The sequence below is a fragment of the Flavobacterium sp. 38-13 genome, from assembly GCF_001899155.1.
In the GTDB taxonomy this organism is placed as follows: Bacteria; Bacteroidota; Bacteroidia; order Flavobacteriales; family Flavobacteriaceae; genus Flavobacterium; species Flavobacterium lindanitolerans.
On sequence record NZ_MKVG01000016.1, the window covers coordinates 69,059 to 84,370 of the forward strand.

At 38.6% G+C, this 15,312-nt stretch carries 14 protein-coding genes; 8 read left to right on the forward strand and 6 right to left on the reverse strand.

The features are described from left to right. Window positions 1-32: 32 nt before the first annotated feature. From BGO88_RS10860 to BGO88_RS10880, 5 genes are all read right to left on the reverse strand, one after another. A complete protein-coding gene (locus tag BGO88_RS10860) occupies window positions 33-2,474 on the reverse strand; it encodes a sodium-translocating pyrophosphatase (RefSeq protein ID WP_286706894.1) in 2,442 nt (813 codons plus the stop codon). A gap of 112 nt (window positions 2,475-2,586) precedes the next feature. Next, entirely contained in the window at window positions 2,587-3,117 is a 531-nt protein-coding gene (locus BGO88_RS10865; RefSeq protein ID WP_056072304.1) for an inorganic diphosphatase, read from the reverse strand. Window positions 3,118-3,221: 104 nt separating this feature from the next. Beyond that, the gene (locus BGO88_RS10870) at window positions 3,222-5,729 is read right to left on the reverse strand and encodes a DUF5686 and carboxypeptidase-like regulatory domain-containing protein (protein ID WP_286706895.1); all 2,508 of its coding nucleotides are present in this window, start codon (window positions 5,727-5,729) and stop codon (window positions 3,222-3,224) included. Window positions 5,730-5,863: 134 nt separating this feature from the next. After that, on the reverse strand, window positions 5,864-6,841 hold the full coding sequence (locus BGO88_RS10875; RefSeq protein WP_056072298.1) for a pyruvate dehydrogenase complex E1 component subunit beta: 978 nt from the start codon (window positions 6,839-6,841) through the stop codon (window positions 5,864-5,866). A 154-nt stretch (window positions 6,842-6,995) separates the two neighbouring features. Further along, complete coding sequence (locus tag BGO88_RS10880; RefSeq protein ID WP_286706896.1) at window positions 6,996-8,180, reverse strand: MFS transporter; 1,185 nt, start codon at window positions 8,178-8,180, stop codon at window positions 6,996-6,998. 209 nt (window positions 8,181-8,389) lie between these two features. On the opposite strand from BGO88_RS10880, the gene BGO88_RS10885 reads away from it, so the two are divergent. From BGO88_RS10885 to BGO88_RS10915, 7 genes are all read left to right on the forward strand, one after another. Then, complete coding sequence (locus BGO88_RS10885; protein ID WP_286706897.1) at window positions 8,390-9,136, forward strand: electron transfer flavoprotein subunit beta/FixA family protein; 747 nt, start codon at window positions 8,390-8,392, stop codon at window positions 9,134-9,136. 100 nt (window positions 9,137-9,236) lie between these two features. Then, window positions 9,237-10,205, forward strand: coding sequence for an electron transfer flavoprotein subunit alpha/FixB family protein (locus tag BGO88_RS10890; RefSeq protein WP_286706898.1), 969 nt, complete (start codon window positions 9,237-9,239; stop codon window positions 10,203-10,205). Between the two features lie 158 nt (window positions 10,206-10,363). Beyond that, window positions 10,364-10,987, forward strand: coding sequence for a bifunctional nuclease family protein (locus BGO88_RS10895; RefSeq protein WP_056072274.1), 624 nt, complete (start codon window positions 10,364-10,366; stop codon window positions 10,985-10,987). A 45-nt stretch (window positions 10,988-11,032) separates the two neighbouring features. Beyond that, a complete protein-coding gene (locus BGO88_RS10900) occupies window positions 11,033-11,857 on the forward strand; it encodes a thymidylate synthase (protein ID WP_056072271.1) in 825 nt (274 codons plus the stop codon). Window positions 11,858-11,872: 15 nt separating this feature from the next. Further along, window positions 11,873-12,811, forward strand: coding sequence for an energy transducer TonB (locus BGO88_RS10905; RefSeq protein ID WP_286706899.1), 939 nt, complete (start codon window positions 11,873-11,875; stop codon window positions 12,809-12,811). Between the two features lie 71 nt (window positions 12,812-12,882). After that, on the forward strand, window positions 12,883-13,221 hold the full coding sequence (locus BGO88_RS10910) for a 2TM domain-containing protein (RefSeq protein WP_056072265.1): 339 nt from the start codon (window positions 12,883-12,885) through the stop codon (window positions 13,219-13,221). An 11-nt stretch (window positions 13,222-13,232) separates the two neighbouring features. Further along, on the forward strand, window positions 13,233-13,715 hold the full coding sequence (locus tag BGO88_RS10915; protein WP_056072262.1) for a dihydrofolate reductase: 483 nt from the start codon (window positions 13,233-13,235) through the stop codon (window positions 13,713-13,715). Window positions 13,716-14,064: 349 nt separating this feature from the next. Here BGO88_RS10915 and BGO88_RS10920 read toward each other — a convergent pair whose 3' ends face one another. Continuing rightward, window positions 14,065-14,382: a hypothetical protein gene (locus BGO88_RS10920; RefSeq protein WP_235498598.1), complete on the reverse strand. Its 318-nt coding sequence runs from the start codon at window positions 14,380-14,382 to the stop codon at window positions 14,065-14,067. 196 nt (window positions 14,383-14,578) lie between these two features. Here BGO88_RS10920 and ubiE point away from each other — a divergent pair, with 196 nt between their 5' ends. Continuing rightward, window positions 14,579-15,310 (forward strand): bifunctional demethylmenaquinone methyltransferase/2-methoxy-6-polyprenyl-1,4-benzoquinol methylase UbiE, encoded by a 732-nt coding sequence (gene ubiE / locus BGO88_RS10925; RefSeq protein WP_286706900.1) that lies wholly within the window; start codon window positions 14,579-14,581, stop codon window positions 15,308-15,310. Window positions 15,311-15,312 lie beyond the last annotated feature (2 nt).

Here is a 15,312-nt window from a genome sequence, read left to right on the forward strand (position 1 = left end):
TTCCAATTGGAAGGCTTTTTCTTTTATAAAACTTATTTCTTTTTGTAGGCTTCGAGTTTTGCAGCAACTTCTGCTTCAGTTCCTTCAAATACCTCAACAGCTTCAGCAGAATCTGTTACAGTAGTAACGGTAGCTTTTACTTTTCCGTCGGCATCTTTTACAGATTCAATCCTGATTTCTTTTGTTGATTGTTTTACTTCAGGAGCAGGTGTTGTTTCATCAAGAACGATTTCAACTCCTTCCAATTGGTCAATTACCGGTTTTGCTTCATGGCCGCCCAAAATAGGAGCAATTACCAAACCAATCAGACAGGTAAGTTTAATCAGAATGTTCATAGAAGGTCCGGACGTATCTTTAAACGGGTCTCCAACCGTATCACCAGTTACCGCCGCTTTGTGGGCATCAGAGCCTTTATAGGTCATTTCTCCGTTAATCATTACGCCTGCTTCAAATGATTTTTTAGCATTATCCCAGGCACCTCCTGCATTATTCTGGAAAACTGCCCATAGCACACCCGAAACGGTAACTCCCGCCATATATCCGCCGAGCATTTCTGCAATCAGTTGGTTATTGTCTGCATAAACTAATTTTCCGATAACAACAATCAGTATAGGGAAACCAATCGTAAGAATTCCGGGAAGCATCATTTCTCTTAAAGCAGCCTTTGTAGAAATATCGACACATTTTGCATATTCCGGCTTTCCTGTTCCTTCCATGATTCCAGGAATTTCGCGGAACTGTCTTCTTACTTCATACACCATATCCATTGCGGCTTTTCCAACAGAGTTCATCGCCAATGCAGAGAATACCACCGGAATCATACCTCCAACAAAAAGCATTGCCAGAACCGGAGCCTTAAAGATGTTGATTCCGTCAATTCCTGTAAAGGTTACATAAGCCGCAAACAAGGCCAATGATGTCAAAGCCGCAGAGGCAATGGCAAAACCTTTTCCTGTTGCTGCAGTCGTGTTTCCTACTGAATCCAGAATATCGGTACGCTGGCGCACTTCTTTTGGCAATTCGCTCATTTCTGCAATTCCTCCGGCATTATCCGAAATAGGACCGAAAGCGTCAATTGCCAACTGCATTGCTGTTGTTGCCATCATAGCAGAAGCCGCCAAAGCAACTCCGTAGAATCCTGCAAAAGCATAGGAAGCCCAAATTGCAGAAGCAAATAGCAATACGGTCGGGAAAGTCGAAACCATTCCTGTTGCCAAACCGGCAATAATATTGGTTCCTGCTCCTGTACTTGATTTTTGTACGATAGCCAAAATCGGCTTCTTACCTAATCCTGTATAATATTCCGTAACCGAAGAAATTACGGCTCCTACAAACAATCCTACCAAAGTCGCATAAAATACCCTCATTGAAGAAATTTCATGATAACCCTCACCATAGAATTTCATTTTCATTGTTTCCGGAAGCATCCATGTCACTAAAAAGTAACAGGCAACCGCTATCAATCCGATAGAAACCCAGTTCCCAACGTTTAACGCGCCTTGAACCTGAGCTTCTTTAGCGTCATTATTTTTAATCTTAACCAGCATTGTTCCGATGATTGAGATAATGATTCCCACACCGGCTATAGCCATTGGCAAAAGAATAGGCCCTATTCCTCCGAATGCATCTGAAATGCTTCCGCCCATATCTTTGATTACATAGTTTCCTAAAACCATTGCAGCCAAAACGGTTGCTACATACGAACCGAACAAGTCGGCTCCCATACCTGCAACATCACCTACGTTATCCCCAACGTTATCGGCAATTGTGGCGGGGTTTCTTGGGTCATCTTCCGGAATTCCGGCTTCTACCTTCCCTACCAAATCCGCTCCAACGTCGGCAGCTTTTGTATAGATTCCACCACCTACACGAGCAAACAGGGCAATTGATTCTGCTCCCAAAGAGAATCCTGCCAATGTTTCGAGCAAGACGGTCATTAATTCATTTGCGGTCCTTGTTTCTCCATCATAAATTCCCTCAACCCATTGTCCGTTCATAAAGAAATGGAAAAAGAAAATGAAAAAGGCGGTAAGTCCTAAAACGGCAAGACCTGCAACCCCAAGTCCCATAACCGTTCCACCTCCAAAAGATATTTTTAATGCTTGCGGCAGGCTTGTACGGGCTGCCTGAGTCGTCCTGACATTTGTTTTTGTGGCAATCTTCATTCCCATATTACCTGCCAAAGCAGAGAATACTGCCCCGAAGATAAAAGCTATCACTATGGATAAGTGTGTGGTAGCTCCCGGTAAAAATGTGATTGCTGCTAATGCGATACTAGCGCCAATAACGAAAAAAGTTAATAATTTGTATTCTGCTTTAAGAAAGGCTAAAGCTCCCTCGTAGATGTATTCTGAAATTTCTTTCATCTTTCCATCTCCAGGATCTTGTTTTAAAACCCAAGATCTTTTAATCGCCATAAAAAGAAGTCCGACTACAGCAAGTATCGCCGGCACATAAATCATTATTGACTCCATATAAAGTTTGTTGGTTTTGGTTAATAAGTGTAAATGTAACGAAACCAACATAAATAAAAAAGCAATATTCTTGATTGAATATTGCTTTTTTAATAATTTTTTAGGAATTCGATTATCTAATGCTAAATAATTCTTCCGGTCTGTTTTCTAAAGATTCGAAACGATCAACACATTTTTCGATGATTTCTTTCGCTTCATTTACATCACCCCATCCTTCTACATCAACTTTTTTCTGCTCCAAATCTTTATATACCTGGAAGAAATGCTCGATTTCTTTCAACATGTGTGGATTCATATCGCTCAAGTCATTCAATTTATTCCAGATTGGATCAGATACCGGAACACAGATAATTTTCTCGTCTGGTCCTTTTTCATCTGCCATGTGGAAAACACCGATTGGCTTTACTTCCATTACACAGCCTGGGAAAGTAGGCTCTGTTACCAACACTAATACATCAAGCGGATCACCGTCTAATGCCAAAGTTTCCGGAATAAATCCGTAATCTGCAGGATACATCATCGAAGAAAACAACATTCTGTCGTAACGTATTTTTTTCAGGTTGAAATCGTATTCGTATTTATTTCTGCTTCCTTTTGGTATTTCGATCAATACATCAAAAGATTTTTGCTTTGCTGCACTCATATTCTAAATTTGTTTTCAATACTATTTTAGCGGGTGCAAAAATAAGCATTAAGATACATTGAAACAATAAAAACGCACACAAACAATTTAAAAATAAGGATTTCTTAAAAATAGAAACCAAAAGACGCCTTTACGGTAAATTTATTGGCATCAGGAAGGTCAAGATAGTTTCCTCTCCAGGCAAAATCAATACGCAAAACCTTGAAAATGTTCCCGATTCCAGCATGGTATTCCCAATACACATCTTCCGGTGCTCTGTAAGGTATTGCTGTCTGAGCATTTATAGCCCTATTCTCGTCAGAAATGGTTCCATACACACCTTTGATTCCAATAATTTCCCTCCAATTCAGTTTGCGAAGGAAAGGAACCCTTGCAAATAATCTTCCGTTGAAATTATGCTCAAAATGGAGCGAAACATATTCATCGGCCATAAACTCATAATAGTTCATGAGGTTATAGGTATTGTCAATGATAAAGAATGACTGGTTTCCAGGCACAACTCCCATTAATCCAAGCGGAACAGTTCCAAAAATCTTACCGGCTTCAAACGTAGTAAAAAGTCGTCCAAAACCTCCTACCAATAGCGGCTGCCTGTAATAGAGCTGTACTTTTTCATAATCAAAGTCACTTCCAAAAACTCCTTTTATTCCCTGGCTGAAACTAAGGTATAATCTGGCAAAATTCGAGTCTACATTGGTGCGTTCCACACCATACCCAATTGGTCTTCTGCCCGGCATATAATCAATTGAAGCATTAAATTCGTATTGGTTGACTTCGTTTTCTATTACACCCTGCGGATTTTGCGAATCGGGCATAACTTTATAATAATCCAGACTAAATGTGTTTGGCGAAGCCGATTTTAAAGTTCTATAAGACATTCCTGCCTGAAAAACGAGGTTCTTTAAAGGTTCTACTTCGGCAGAAAAGTTGGTCAGATTCACCGAAGTCAGCTTGCTGTTATCACCACTGGCAAATAAAGAAGACGAAGCGAAACTTCTTCCCAGAAGGTCATTGGAGGTCGTAAGACTAACACCTATCTGTTCAATGTCGCGTCTGTTTCCTCCCGAAATTATAAATCGGTTTTTCTTGTCCAGTAAAATCTTTCCGGAAATACCATATTTGAACTGGTTGTCTTTAAATCCATAAGCTGTATAAGCCTGAATACGCCACGGGTCATTTGGTCCGAAATAGGTCCTTCCTCCTGTACGGACACGAATTCCTTCTACATCATTATATCCGAATGTGGAGAATATAGGTCCGTAATCAAAATTATCCATTTCGATATAGCCACTTCCCAATATGGAGACGAGATTGTAAAGCCGCTTGAATTTCTTGACGGTCTTGAGCGTATCCAACATCTTATAAACCCCTTTTTCATCCTTGTTCAGACTTTCGAAGCGGTTTTCGTTCCAAAAATCATCCGATTTGGTATAGATTTCCGGGTCGTAGAAATTGACATCTTCTTTATAGAATTTGTCTTCTTTTTTGATATCAAATTTATGGTTTCGGAAAAGTGTTGTTCTTTTTCCATATACCCCCCTGGATTTGTCTTTTTTAGAGAAGGCAAAATCAGACATCATATGGTCTCTTGTCAGCAAAAAAACCGAATCGTTCAGTACTTCAAATTCCTGTTCGATATAGATTTCCTTAACCCAGTTGATATTGGCACCACGGCTTGCCGTAAGGTTGATTTTCTTAATGGCAAATGTCGTATCGTTTACCCAGAAATCTCCTTTAAATGTAAGTTCGTTTTTTCGTCTGGGATAAAATACAATATTGTAGCACCATTTATTATCAATATAAGTACTGTCATGCAGCACATAATTATAGACATTAATTCCGGTTCTTGAAAGCGGGCTCACGAAATCCTTATCAAAAAACTTCAGGTAATTGTCATAGATATCGTATTCTGCATACAAATCTTTTATGAAAGCGATTAACTGCTGGTTGTTACTAAATCCGGAGTTTTTATTGGCTTTGGTAATTTCTTTTAGCTTTCCGTTGGTATTGTCGCCATAAACCTGACTCAGGGCTTCATTAATGAAAATAGGGAGGTATGATTTTCCTGTTACATCTGAAGTATCGACCTGTTCAAAAACAAATTCCATCCCTTTGAACAGCTTGCTTTTCATCAGGGCACTGTCAATAGTATTCAGGTCAAATTCAACCTTTTCGTATTTGTCATACTGGTATTGTTTGAATTGGCGCAGTCCGTTTTTTTTCTTGCGGGCCCATATTTTCCTTAAAATGTCTATGGCCGGATTATTCTTTTTTGAAGTCTTTCCGGTATAAATAACCACCTCGTTCAGCATTTTTCCGGCTCCCAGATTGATTTCCATATTGTAGGTAACCGCTTTTTCGATTGGAACTTCTTTCGGTTCCATTCCAACAAAAGTTACCACTATGGCACTTTGGGTTGATTTGGATTCCAAATAGAATTTTCCTTCCTCGTTGGTAATAATTCCTTCTGTGGTTCCTTTGAAAACTACGTTTGCATAAGGAAGCGGCTGCTTGAACTCATCATAAACAATACCGCTTACTTTGGTTTGGGCGGTCAGAAAGTTTATACAAAGAAAGAAAAAGCTTAGGCTTACAAATATTTTCTTAGTCATATTGTGCTGCAAAAAAAAACTTCATCAGAATCAGTCTGATGAAGTTCCAAATATAATCAATTTGTTATTTGATTTTCTGATATTCCGATTTTTTGATTATTCGGAAAATCCGGCATCCAAAAGGACCCAAAAATCTATCTATACATTACTTTTTTTACTGCTTTAACAACATCTTCCGCATTTGGCAACCATTCTTTAAGTAATGTTGGAGAATAAGGAGCCGGTGTATCTGCAGTTGTAATTCTCTGGATTGGAGCATCAAGGTAATCAAAAGCTCTTTCCTGAACGATATAAGTAATTTCAGAAGCCACACTTGCAAATGGCCAGGCTTCTTCCAAGACTACCAATCTGTTTGTTTTCTTAACCGATTTTAAAATCGTATCGTGGTCCATTGGACGCACTGTTCTTAAGTCGATGATTTCACAAGAAATTCCGTCTTTCTGTAATTCTTCCGCAGCAGCGTATGCTTCTTTGATAATTTTTCCAAAAGAAACGATAGTTACATCAGTTCCTTCTCTTTTGATATCGGCAACACCCAATGGAATAGTGTATTCTCCTTCCGGAACTTCGCCTTTATCACCATACATCTGCTCTGATTCCATGAAAATCACAGGGTCATTATCACGAATTGCCGATTTCAACAATCCTTTTGCATCATACGGGTTTGACGGAACAACTACTTTTAATCCCGGAGTATTGGCAAACCAGTTTTCAAAAGCCTGTGAGTGCGTTGCGGCCAACTGTCCGGCAGAAGCTGTAGGTCCTCTGAAAACCATCGGCATTGGAAATTGTCCAGCCGACATCTGACGCATTTTAGCGGCATTGTTGATAATCTGGTCAATCCCCACCAACGAAAAGTTAAATGTCATGAATTCTACAATCGGACGGTTCCCGTTCATTGCAGAACCTACTGCAATACCCGCAAAACCAAGCTCGGCAATCGGAGTGTCGATTACTCTTTTTGGTCCAAACTCGTCCAACATTCCTTTTGAGGCCTTGTAAGCACCGTTGTATTCGGCAACTTCTTCACCCATTAAATATATAGATTCATCACGACGCATTTCTTCACTCATCGCCTCGCAGATTGCTTCTCTAAACTGGATTGTTCTCATATTATGTTTTATTATCTTCTTAAAATTGAAAGGCAAAAATAATTATTTTAAACAACTAAATAGAATAAATTATAATAATCAATTACTAATTATTCTTTTCAAGCTAAATGTTTTTTCTACGAAAACGATATAGCCTGCCTCATTAGTCACTACCTTAAACAGTAACTTCGGTTTTCTTGACACGAATTGCCACATAAACCAACGCCAAAAACGTCATTCCACCACTCAAATACATAATAAGCGGAATTTTACCTATAACATCCTGATAAATCCATCCTGCAAACAAAGCTCCTAGGCCAATACCGGCTTCAAGGGCAATATACATTGTAGCCATGGCTTTACCGCGATGTTCCGGATAACTCATATCGACTGTCCAGGCATTTAGTGCCGGAGAAACGATGCCTGTCGCGATTCCGTATAATGCGGCACCAACAAGCAAACCTGTTACGGACTGTGAAAAAGCGATAACCCCTAATGAAACTATCAGAATGGCCAGGCCAATCCCCATTGGTTTTAAACGACCGTATTTATCCGAAGCTTTTCCGGCTCCAAAACGAATCAGTAACGAAGTAACCGTAAAGACCATAAAAAACAGACCCTTATTAGCAATTCCCAAATGATGGCTCCAATCCGGAATCAGTGTTAGAATCACACCATACGCCATATAGGAAAGGAAAGTTACTATCGCTGCCGGGAGTACTTCTTTTGCTATGATATCTTTTCTTGAAATTTTCAAAACATGCAGGCTGAATCGGTGTTTGTGCTTCAATGTTTCTTTCATGTTCATCAGGATAACAATAGATAACAGCGCAAATACCGAAGAGGCATAAAACAGCATATTCATTGAAAAATGCAGCTTAATTGTACTTCCTATCGCCGGACCAATAGCCATACCGGTACTGAAACACAGCCCGTGAATTCCAAGTGCTTCTCCCCAACGTTCCCTTGGAATAATATCGGCCACATAAGCAGCCGTTGCCGTAGGTTTAAAACCCGTAGAAAAACCATGAATCAGACGTAAAAACAAAAAGCCGGAAACTGTTGTTAAAACCGGATATAAAATACCGCAAACAAAACAGACTATGGAGCCTACCGCCATTACAGGAACTCTTCCCAAAGTATCCGTTAGCCTACCGCTAAACGGACGCGAAATACCTGCTGTCAATGTAAAAAGCGCCACAATAAGTCCTTTGTATTCCGCACCACCCATACTGCTCAGATAGTCCGGCAATTCCGGAATCAGCATATTAAAACTTGCCGAAAACAGCAGAGAACTCAGGCAGACTAATCCAAAATGAACATTGTATATGGAATTAGGCTTATTTACAGAAGTATCCATCAGGCATTTTTAAGGCTGCAAAGATACCAAACATAACGGGAGCTATCTGTTAAAGATTTTCTCAAATTTTTATTAAAATCCCCTAAACCGCTACGAAAACGAAATAGTTCGGGAAAAATTATTAAAATATTATGCATGCATAGTTTTTTATTTAAATTATAATCCTTAATTTCGGAGCCTTAAATATCAACACTATAATTTTACATAAAATGAAAATATTAGTTTGCATCAGTCACGTTCCTGATACTACTTCAAAAATCAACTTTACGAATGGCGATTCAGAATTTGACACAAACGGAGTACAATTTGTAATCAACCCAAACGATGAATTTGGTTTGACAAGAGCGATATGGTTCCAGGAACAACAAGGTGCTAATGTTACCGTAGTGAACGTTGGCGGACCAGAAACCGAAGCAACACTTAGAAAAGCATTGGCAATTGGGGCTAACGAAGCTATCCGTGTCAACGCAAATCCTACAGACGGTTTCTTCGTGGCAAAACAATTGGCAGAAGTAATTAAAAGCGGAGGTTATGACCTGGTAATTGCCGGAAAAGAATCTTTGGATTATAATGGCGGAATGGTTCCGGGAATGATTGCCGGATTGACAAACTCCAATTTCGTAAACTCTTGTATTGGCTTAACAGTTGAAGGAAACAATGTAAAAGCAGTACGCGAAATTGATGGCGGTAAAGAAACTGTAGCGACTACATTGCCTTTGATTATTGGCGGTCAAAAAGGACTTGTTGAAGAAAAAGACCTTCGTATTCCTAACATGAGAGGAATCATGACGGCCAGAACAAAAGCTTTGACAATCCTTGAGCCTGTAACAGCAGATTCAAATACAAAAGCGGTAAAATTTGAAAAGCCAGCTCCAAAATCAGCGGTAAAATTAATCAGCCCTGATAACCTGGATGAACTTATCAACCTTTTACACAACGAAGCAAAAGTTATATAATTTGAGATTTTAGATTTCAGATTTTAGTAAAATTAAAAATAACGTTTTAGGATTTGCATTTCACAAATCATAAATCATAAATCACAAATCATAAATTATCATGTCAATATTAATATACGCAGAATCTGCAGAAGGAAAATTCAAGAAAGTAGCTTTCGAATTAGCTTCTTACGGTAAAAAAGTTGCAGAATCTTTAGGCACTACCGTTACAGCCGTGACTATTAACGCCGGTGACGTTTCTGAATTGTCGAAATACGGAGTCGATAAGGTACTGAAAGTAAACGACGATAAATTATCAAAATTCACAGCCAAGGCCTATGCTGACACTATCAAACAGGCTGCCCAGAAAGAAAACACAAAAGTAATTTTGCTTTCTTCTACAACAGACAGCCTTTACCTGGCTCCTCTTGTTGCTGTTTCCCTAAACGCAGGATATGCTTCAAACGTAGTTGGATTACCGGTTAGCACTTCTCCTTTTCAGGTAAAAAGAAATGCATTCTCAAACAAGGCTTTCAACATTACAGAAATCAACACTGAAGTAAAAGTTTTAGGCTTGGCTAAAAACTCATACGGAGTTTTTGAAAATGCTGTTTCCCTGACTCAGGAAGATTTCGCTCCATCCATTAGCGATGCTGATTTTGGGGTAAAAGTAGAAAATGTAGAAAAAGTAACCGGAAAAGTAACTATTGCTGATGCTGAAGTTGTAGTTTCCGGAGGAAGAGGACTAAAAGGCCCTGAAAACTGGGGAATGCTTGAAGACTTGGCTGCCGTTTTAGGCGCTGCTACAGCTTGTTCAAAACCGGTTTCAGATTTAGGATGGAGACCTCACAGCGAACACGTTGGACAAACAGGAAAACCTGTAGCAACCAACCTTTATATTGCAATTGGAATCTCCGGAGCTATTCAGCATATTGCCGGAATCAACTCTTCTAAAGTAAAAGTTGTTATCAATCAGGACCCGGATGCGCCTTTCTTCAAAGTAGCCGATTACGGTGTTGTTGGAGATGCTTTTGAAATCGTTCCGAAACTCACGGAAAAATTAAAAGAATTCAAGGCAAATAATTCGTAAATAATTTTTTAAATTGTGCCCATATTAGGGCTATCTAAATTAGATAGGAATATCAAAAATTTAGATAGCCCTTTTTTTTCATTATTTTTGCCCATTGAATATCGAAAGATTCAGTTCAAGCCTTTTTAAAAAACAACAAACAAACATAGACCTTACTAATGAGTTTAGTAAAACTAACCATAAAAGGAATTTCATACAGCCAAACACAAAATGGCGCTTATGCGCTGATTTTAAATGAAGTGGACGGAGAGCGAAAACTGCCAATCGTAATTGGCGCTTTTGAGGCTCAATCAATTGCTATTGCTTTAGAAAAAGAGATAAAGCCGCCCAGGCCTCTAACTCATGACTTGTTTAAAAATTTCGCCGAAAGGTTCGATATTATAGTAAAGCAGGTCATTATCCATAAGCTTGTCGACGGTGTTTTTTATTCCAGTATCATCTGTGAAAGAGATAAAATAGAAGAAATCATTGACGCCAGAACATCAGATGCCATTGCTTTGGCACTACGTTTTAACGCTCCTATTTTTACGTATAAAAACATTTTAGACAAAGCTGGGATTTTCTTAAAAACAAATCCGCAGGAAAGCGACAACCAGGAACAGGTAGAAGATGTTCTTTCCAATCCGGAAACATTTGGCATGGAAGAATCTAACGAAGCTGGCGAAACCTATAACAAACTCAGCCTGTCTGAACTGCACGAACAACTGGAAACGGCTGTTCAGAATGAAGATTATGAGAAGGCCGCCAAAATTCGGGATGAAATTAGTAAAAGAGAATCTTAATCAGGGTTCTTTACAACGTATTAAAACAGCCTAAAGCCTAGAAAGATGCAACAATATTTAGATTTAGTAAAGCACGTTCTCGAAACAGGAACACAAAAAGGAGACAGAACCGGAACCGGAACAAAAAGCGTTTTTGGTTATCAGATGCGCTTTGACCTGTCTGAAGGTTTTCCTATGGTTACTACCAAAAAACTGCATCTTAAATCTATCATCTACGAACTGTTGTGGTTTCTGAAAGGCGATACGAATATTGGCTATTTAAATGAAAACGGAGTAAAAATCTGGGACGAGTGGGCAGATGAAAATGGCGAACTCGGTCCGGTTTATGGCCATCAATGGAGAAACTGGAACAGCGAAGAAATCGACCAGATTACAGAACTGATTGAAATATTAAAAACCAATCCAAACAGCAGAAGAATGCTGGTTTCTGCATGGAACCCTTCTGTTTTACCGGATACTTCCAAATCTTTCGCAGAAAATGTTGCCAACGGAAAAGTAGCACTTCCTCCCTGCCACGCCTTTTTTCAGTTTTATGTAGCAGACGGCAAATTATCCTGCCAGTTATACCAAAGAAGTGCCGATATCTTTTTAGGAGTACCTTTTAACATAGCATCTTATGCATTATTGACATTGATGATTGCTCAGGTTTGCGATTTAAAACCGGGAGATTTCATCCATACTTTTGGTGACGCGCACATCTACAACAATCATATTGAACAGTTAGAGTTGCAGCTTTCCCGCGACCCGAAACCGCTGCCAAAAATGATTCTGAATCCGAATGTCAAAAACATTTTCGATTTTAAATTTGAGGACTTTACTTTAGAAGGCTATGAGCCGCACCCTCACATTAAAGGAGCAGTCGCGGTTTAAAACTAATTTACACTTATGAAATCAGTTCTACTTTCGGTATTATTTTTAATGATGCCTGTCTTGCTATTGGCGCAAGACGGAAAAGACAAAAAAACGCTCCTGGATTCTCTGGAAAACCCAACAGTCAAGGACAATTATACGTATTATAAGATTGTAAAAAACCATAATATTCCGAGCGATTCTTATGAAATAAGAAATTATTATCGTTCCGGAAAACTGTATGCAGAAGGAAAAACCACCGACAGTCTTGGCTATAACAAAACCGGAAAATTCATAACATATTACGAAAACGGCAACAAAAAAAGCGAAGGAAGTTATACCAACTCTAACCCTACAGGCCCTTATAAAACCTGGTATGAAAACGGCAAATTACAAATGGATGCCGAATATTTTGATACAGAAAAAACAATCGGGAATTTAAAAATCAATCAATTTTATGATGCCAAAGGAAAACAGACCGTCAAAGATGGAAACGGCGTCTATGAAGAGGAAAGTTATGGCGGAAAATCCAGCGGCAAAATAAAAAATGGCCTCAAGGAAGGGGAATGGAAAGGTAGCAACACTACCACAAAAGCTACTTTTATAGAATTTTACAACGCAGGAAATCTTATCTCCGGTGAAAGTACGGATTCTGATTCTCAAAAATACCCTTATCGTGAAATCCTTGAAAATCCGGAACCCTACAAAGGAATGACAAATTTTTATAAATATGTGGCAGCAAATTTTCATATTGAGAATGTCGACACTCCAGTTAGTGACAAAATCATTGTGAGTTTTATCGTTGAAAAAGACGGTTCGGTAGCCAATATAAAAATACTAAAAGGCTTAGGCGGACAATTAGACCTGGAAGCCAAACGAATTGTAAAAAAATATAACGGATGGAAGCCGGGAAAAGTCAGAGGAATGTTCGCCAGAATCTCTTTGGCTTTGCCAATAGCTATTCACATCGACTAATAAAAAACATTCTTCAGTAGCTTTTAAAATTTTAAAAATAAATCTTATCTTTAAAATCAAATTTCTATCGTATGGAAAATAACCAACACGAACTCTACGAATATGCCCGTCGCAGGATGAAACAGAAAAAACGTCTGTATTTCCACTTTATCCTGTTCTTTGTTGGAAGTATTTTTTTCCTCATCATTCACAGGGTACTAGACCTCGACATTTATCCGGGATCTAATTGGGATTTATGGGCTATAGTCGTCTGGGCATTTATCTTTGTTCTTCATTTTATACGGGTATTTATTACTGATAGCTTCATGAACAAAAACTGGGAAAGGTCCCAAATTGACAAACTGGTCGCAAAACAAGAACGAAAAATACAGCAATTGCAGTCTAAAATCGACAACAACCCACAATCTTAAATACCTTCCTGATGATTACCCTAATTGCTGCTGCTGCAGAAAATAACGCTCTTGGAAAAGACAATGCCATGCTTTGGCACTTACCGGATGACTTTAAACGGTTTAAAGCAATCACTACAGGGCATCATATTATTATGGGAAGAAAAACTTTTGAAAGCTTTCCCAAACCCTTACCTAACCGTACTCATGTCATCATAACCCGTCAGAAAAAATATGCTCCGGAAGGATGCATTGTGGTTGACAGCATGGAAAATGCCATTGCCGCGTGCCCTAAAGATGAAGATATTTTTATTATTGGCGGAGGCGAAATCTACAACCTCGGAATGCCGTTTGCCGACACAATCGAACTCACAAGAGTTCATGATTCGTTTGAAGCCGATGCCTTCTTTCCTGAAATAGACCGTAACGAATGGGAATTGATTTCTGAAGAATACCATCCAGCCGATGAAAAACACAAAGTTGATTTCAGTTTTCAGACTTTCGCAAGAAAATAAAAATTGATTATCAGGGATTTTTTCGCCAAAAAGATTTTTACATATAGGTTTATAAACTTGTCCTCTTTTGTGGCTCTGCGCCTTTGCGGGCAATTATTTAACGCAAAGGCGCAGAGCCGCAAAGTAATTAAAATCTTTTTGAAGGAATGTTTTGAAAGTGAGTCTTTTCCGAGTCTCTTTTCGTTTTATATGGAATCTTTAAATGGGGTCTAATCATTCTAATCCATGGCTAAAATCCGCCATTCCCTGATTTGACATAACTGCCTGATACCTATCAAAAAAAAACATCCTGAAAAAATTCCAGGATGTTCATAGTTAAACGATTCAATACTATTTTCTCAGAAAACAACTACTCTATAGACAGTATCTGATAACTTAAAATAAATATTAGTGCCGCCATCAAAACTCCGGAGATGAAGATAATGACATTGGCAAATTTTCGAGAATACATCTCAAAAAAGCCTTTAATACCAAATACCACAAAGGTACTAAAAACGAAAAAAACTAAAATTTCCAAAAACAAATTTAACCCTAAGAACGTTTGTGGCACCCCAATTTCGGCATCGCTTTTAAAAACGCCGCCGTCGATACTGTTCACAAGAAAAAATGAGATAGCTAGTGCCAGTAGTATCCATTTCAGTTCTGCTATTAATAACCTTGAAAACATGTGATTGAATTGTTTTGTTTAACAATGTAAAATTGCACAATATAAATACGCAGCGCAATCGCCTAATTTTGGTAAATTTTTTTCTAACCTAATTTAGTGACCCTCTGCCTACCCGTTCTTAAAACAACTCAACCATATTAAATTGATGTTGTTTGTTATCAATTATAATAGTTTATCTTTGCGCAAACTATTGAAAATGTCAGAGAACGTCACTCCCTATAAAGGTTCTTCTTTAGGAAAGAAAGAGCAGGTTGAGCAAATGTTTGATACGATTTCCGGAAAATACGACGGATTAAACCGCGTTATCTCTTTTGGTATCGATATCAAATGGAGAAAAAAAGTATTGAAGATTGTAGCCTCAAAACAACCGGAAACCATTTTAGATATTGCTACCGGAACGGGAGATTTGGCCATATTAATGTCACAGACCAAGGCTTCAAAAATAATAGGACTTGATATTTCCGCAGGAATGCTGGAAGTGGGAAGAAAAAAAATCGAAGCCAAAAACCTTTCAGACAAAATCGAAATGATTCAGGCCGATTCAGAAAATATGCCTTTTGAGGACAATTCTTTTGATGCCATTACGGTTGCTTTTGGAGTCAGAAACTTTGAACATCTTGAAAAAGGACTATCAGAAATCCTGCGTGTACTTAAACCTGGCGGAATTTTTGTTATTTTAGAAACTTCGAATCCAACAAAATCACCCTATAAACAATTCTATAATTTCTATACAAAAAACATCCTTCCTCTTATAGGAAAGCTGTTTTCTAAAGACAATGCCGCCTATGGCTATCTTTCAGAATCTGCGTCAGTTTTTCCTTTTGGCGAAGCCTTAAACAATATTTTGAGAAAAATTGGGTTTATAGAAGTTGCAGACCAACCACAAACCTTTGGAGTTGCAACCATTTACTCTGCCTCTAAGAAATAAAT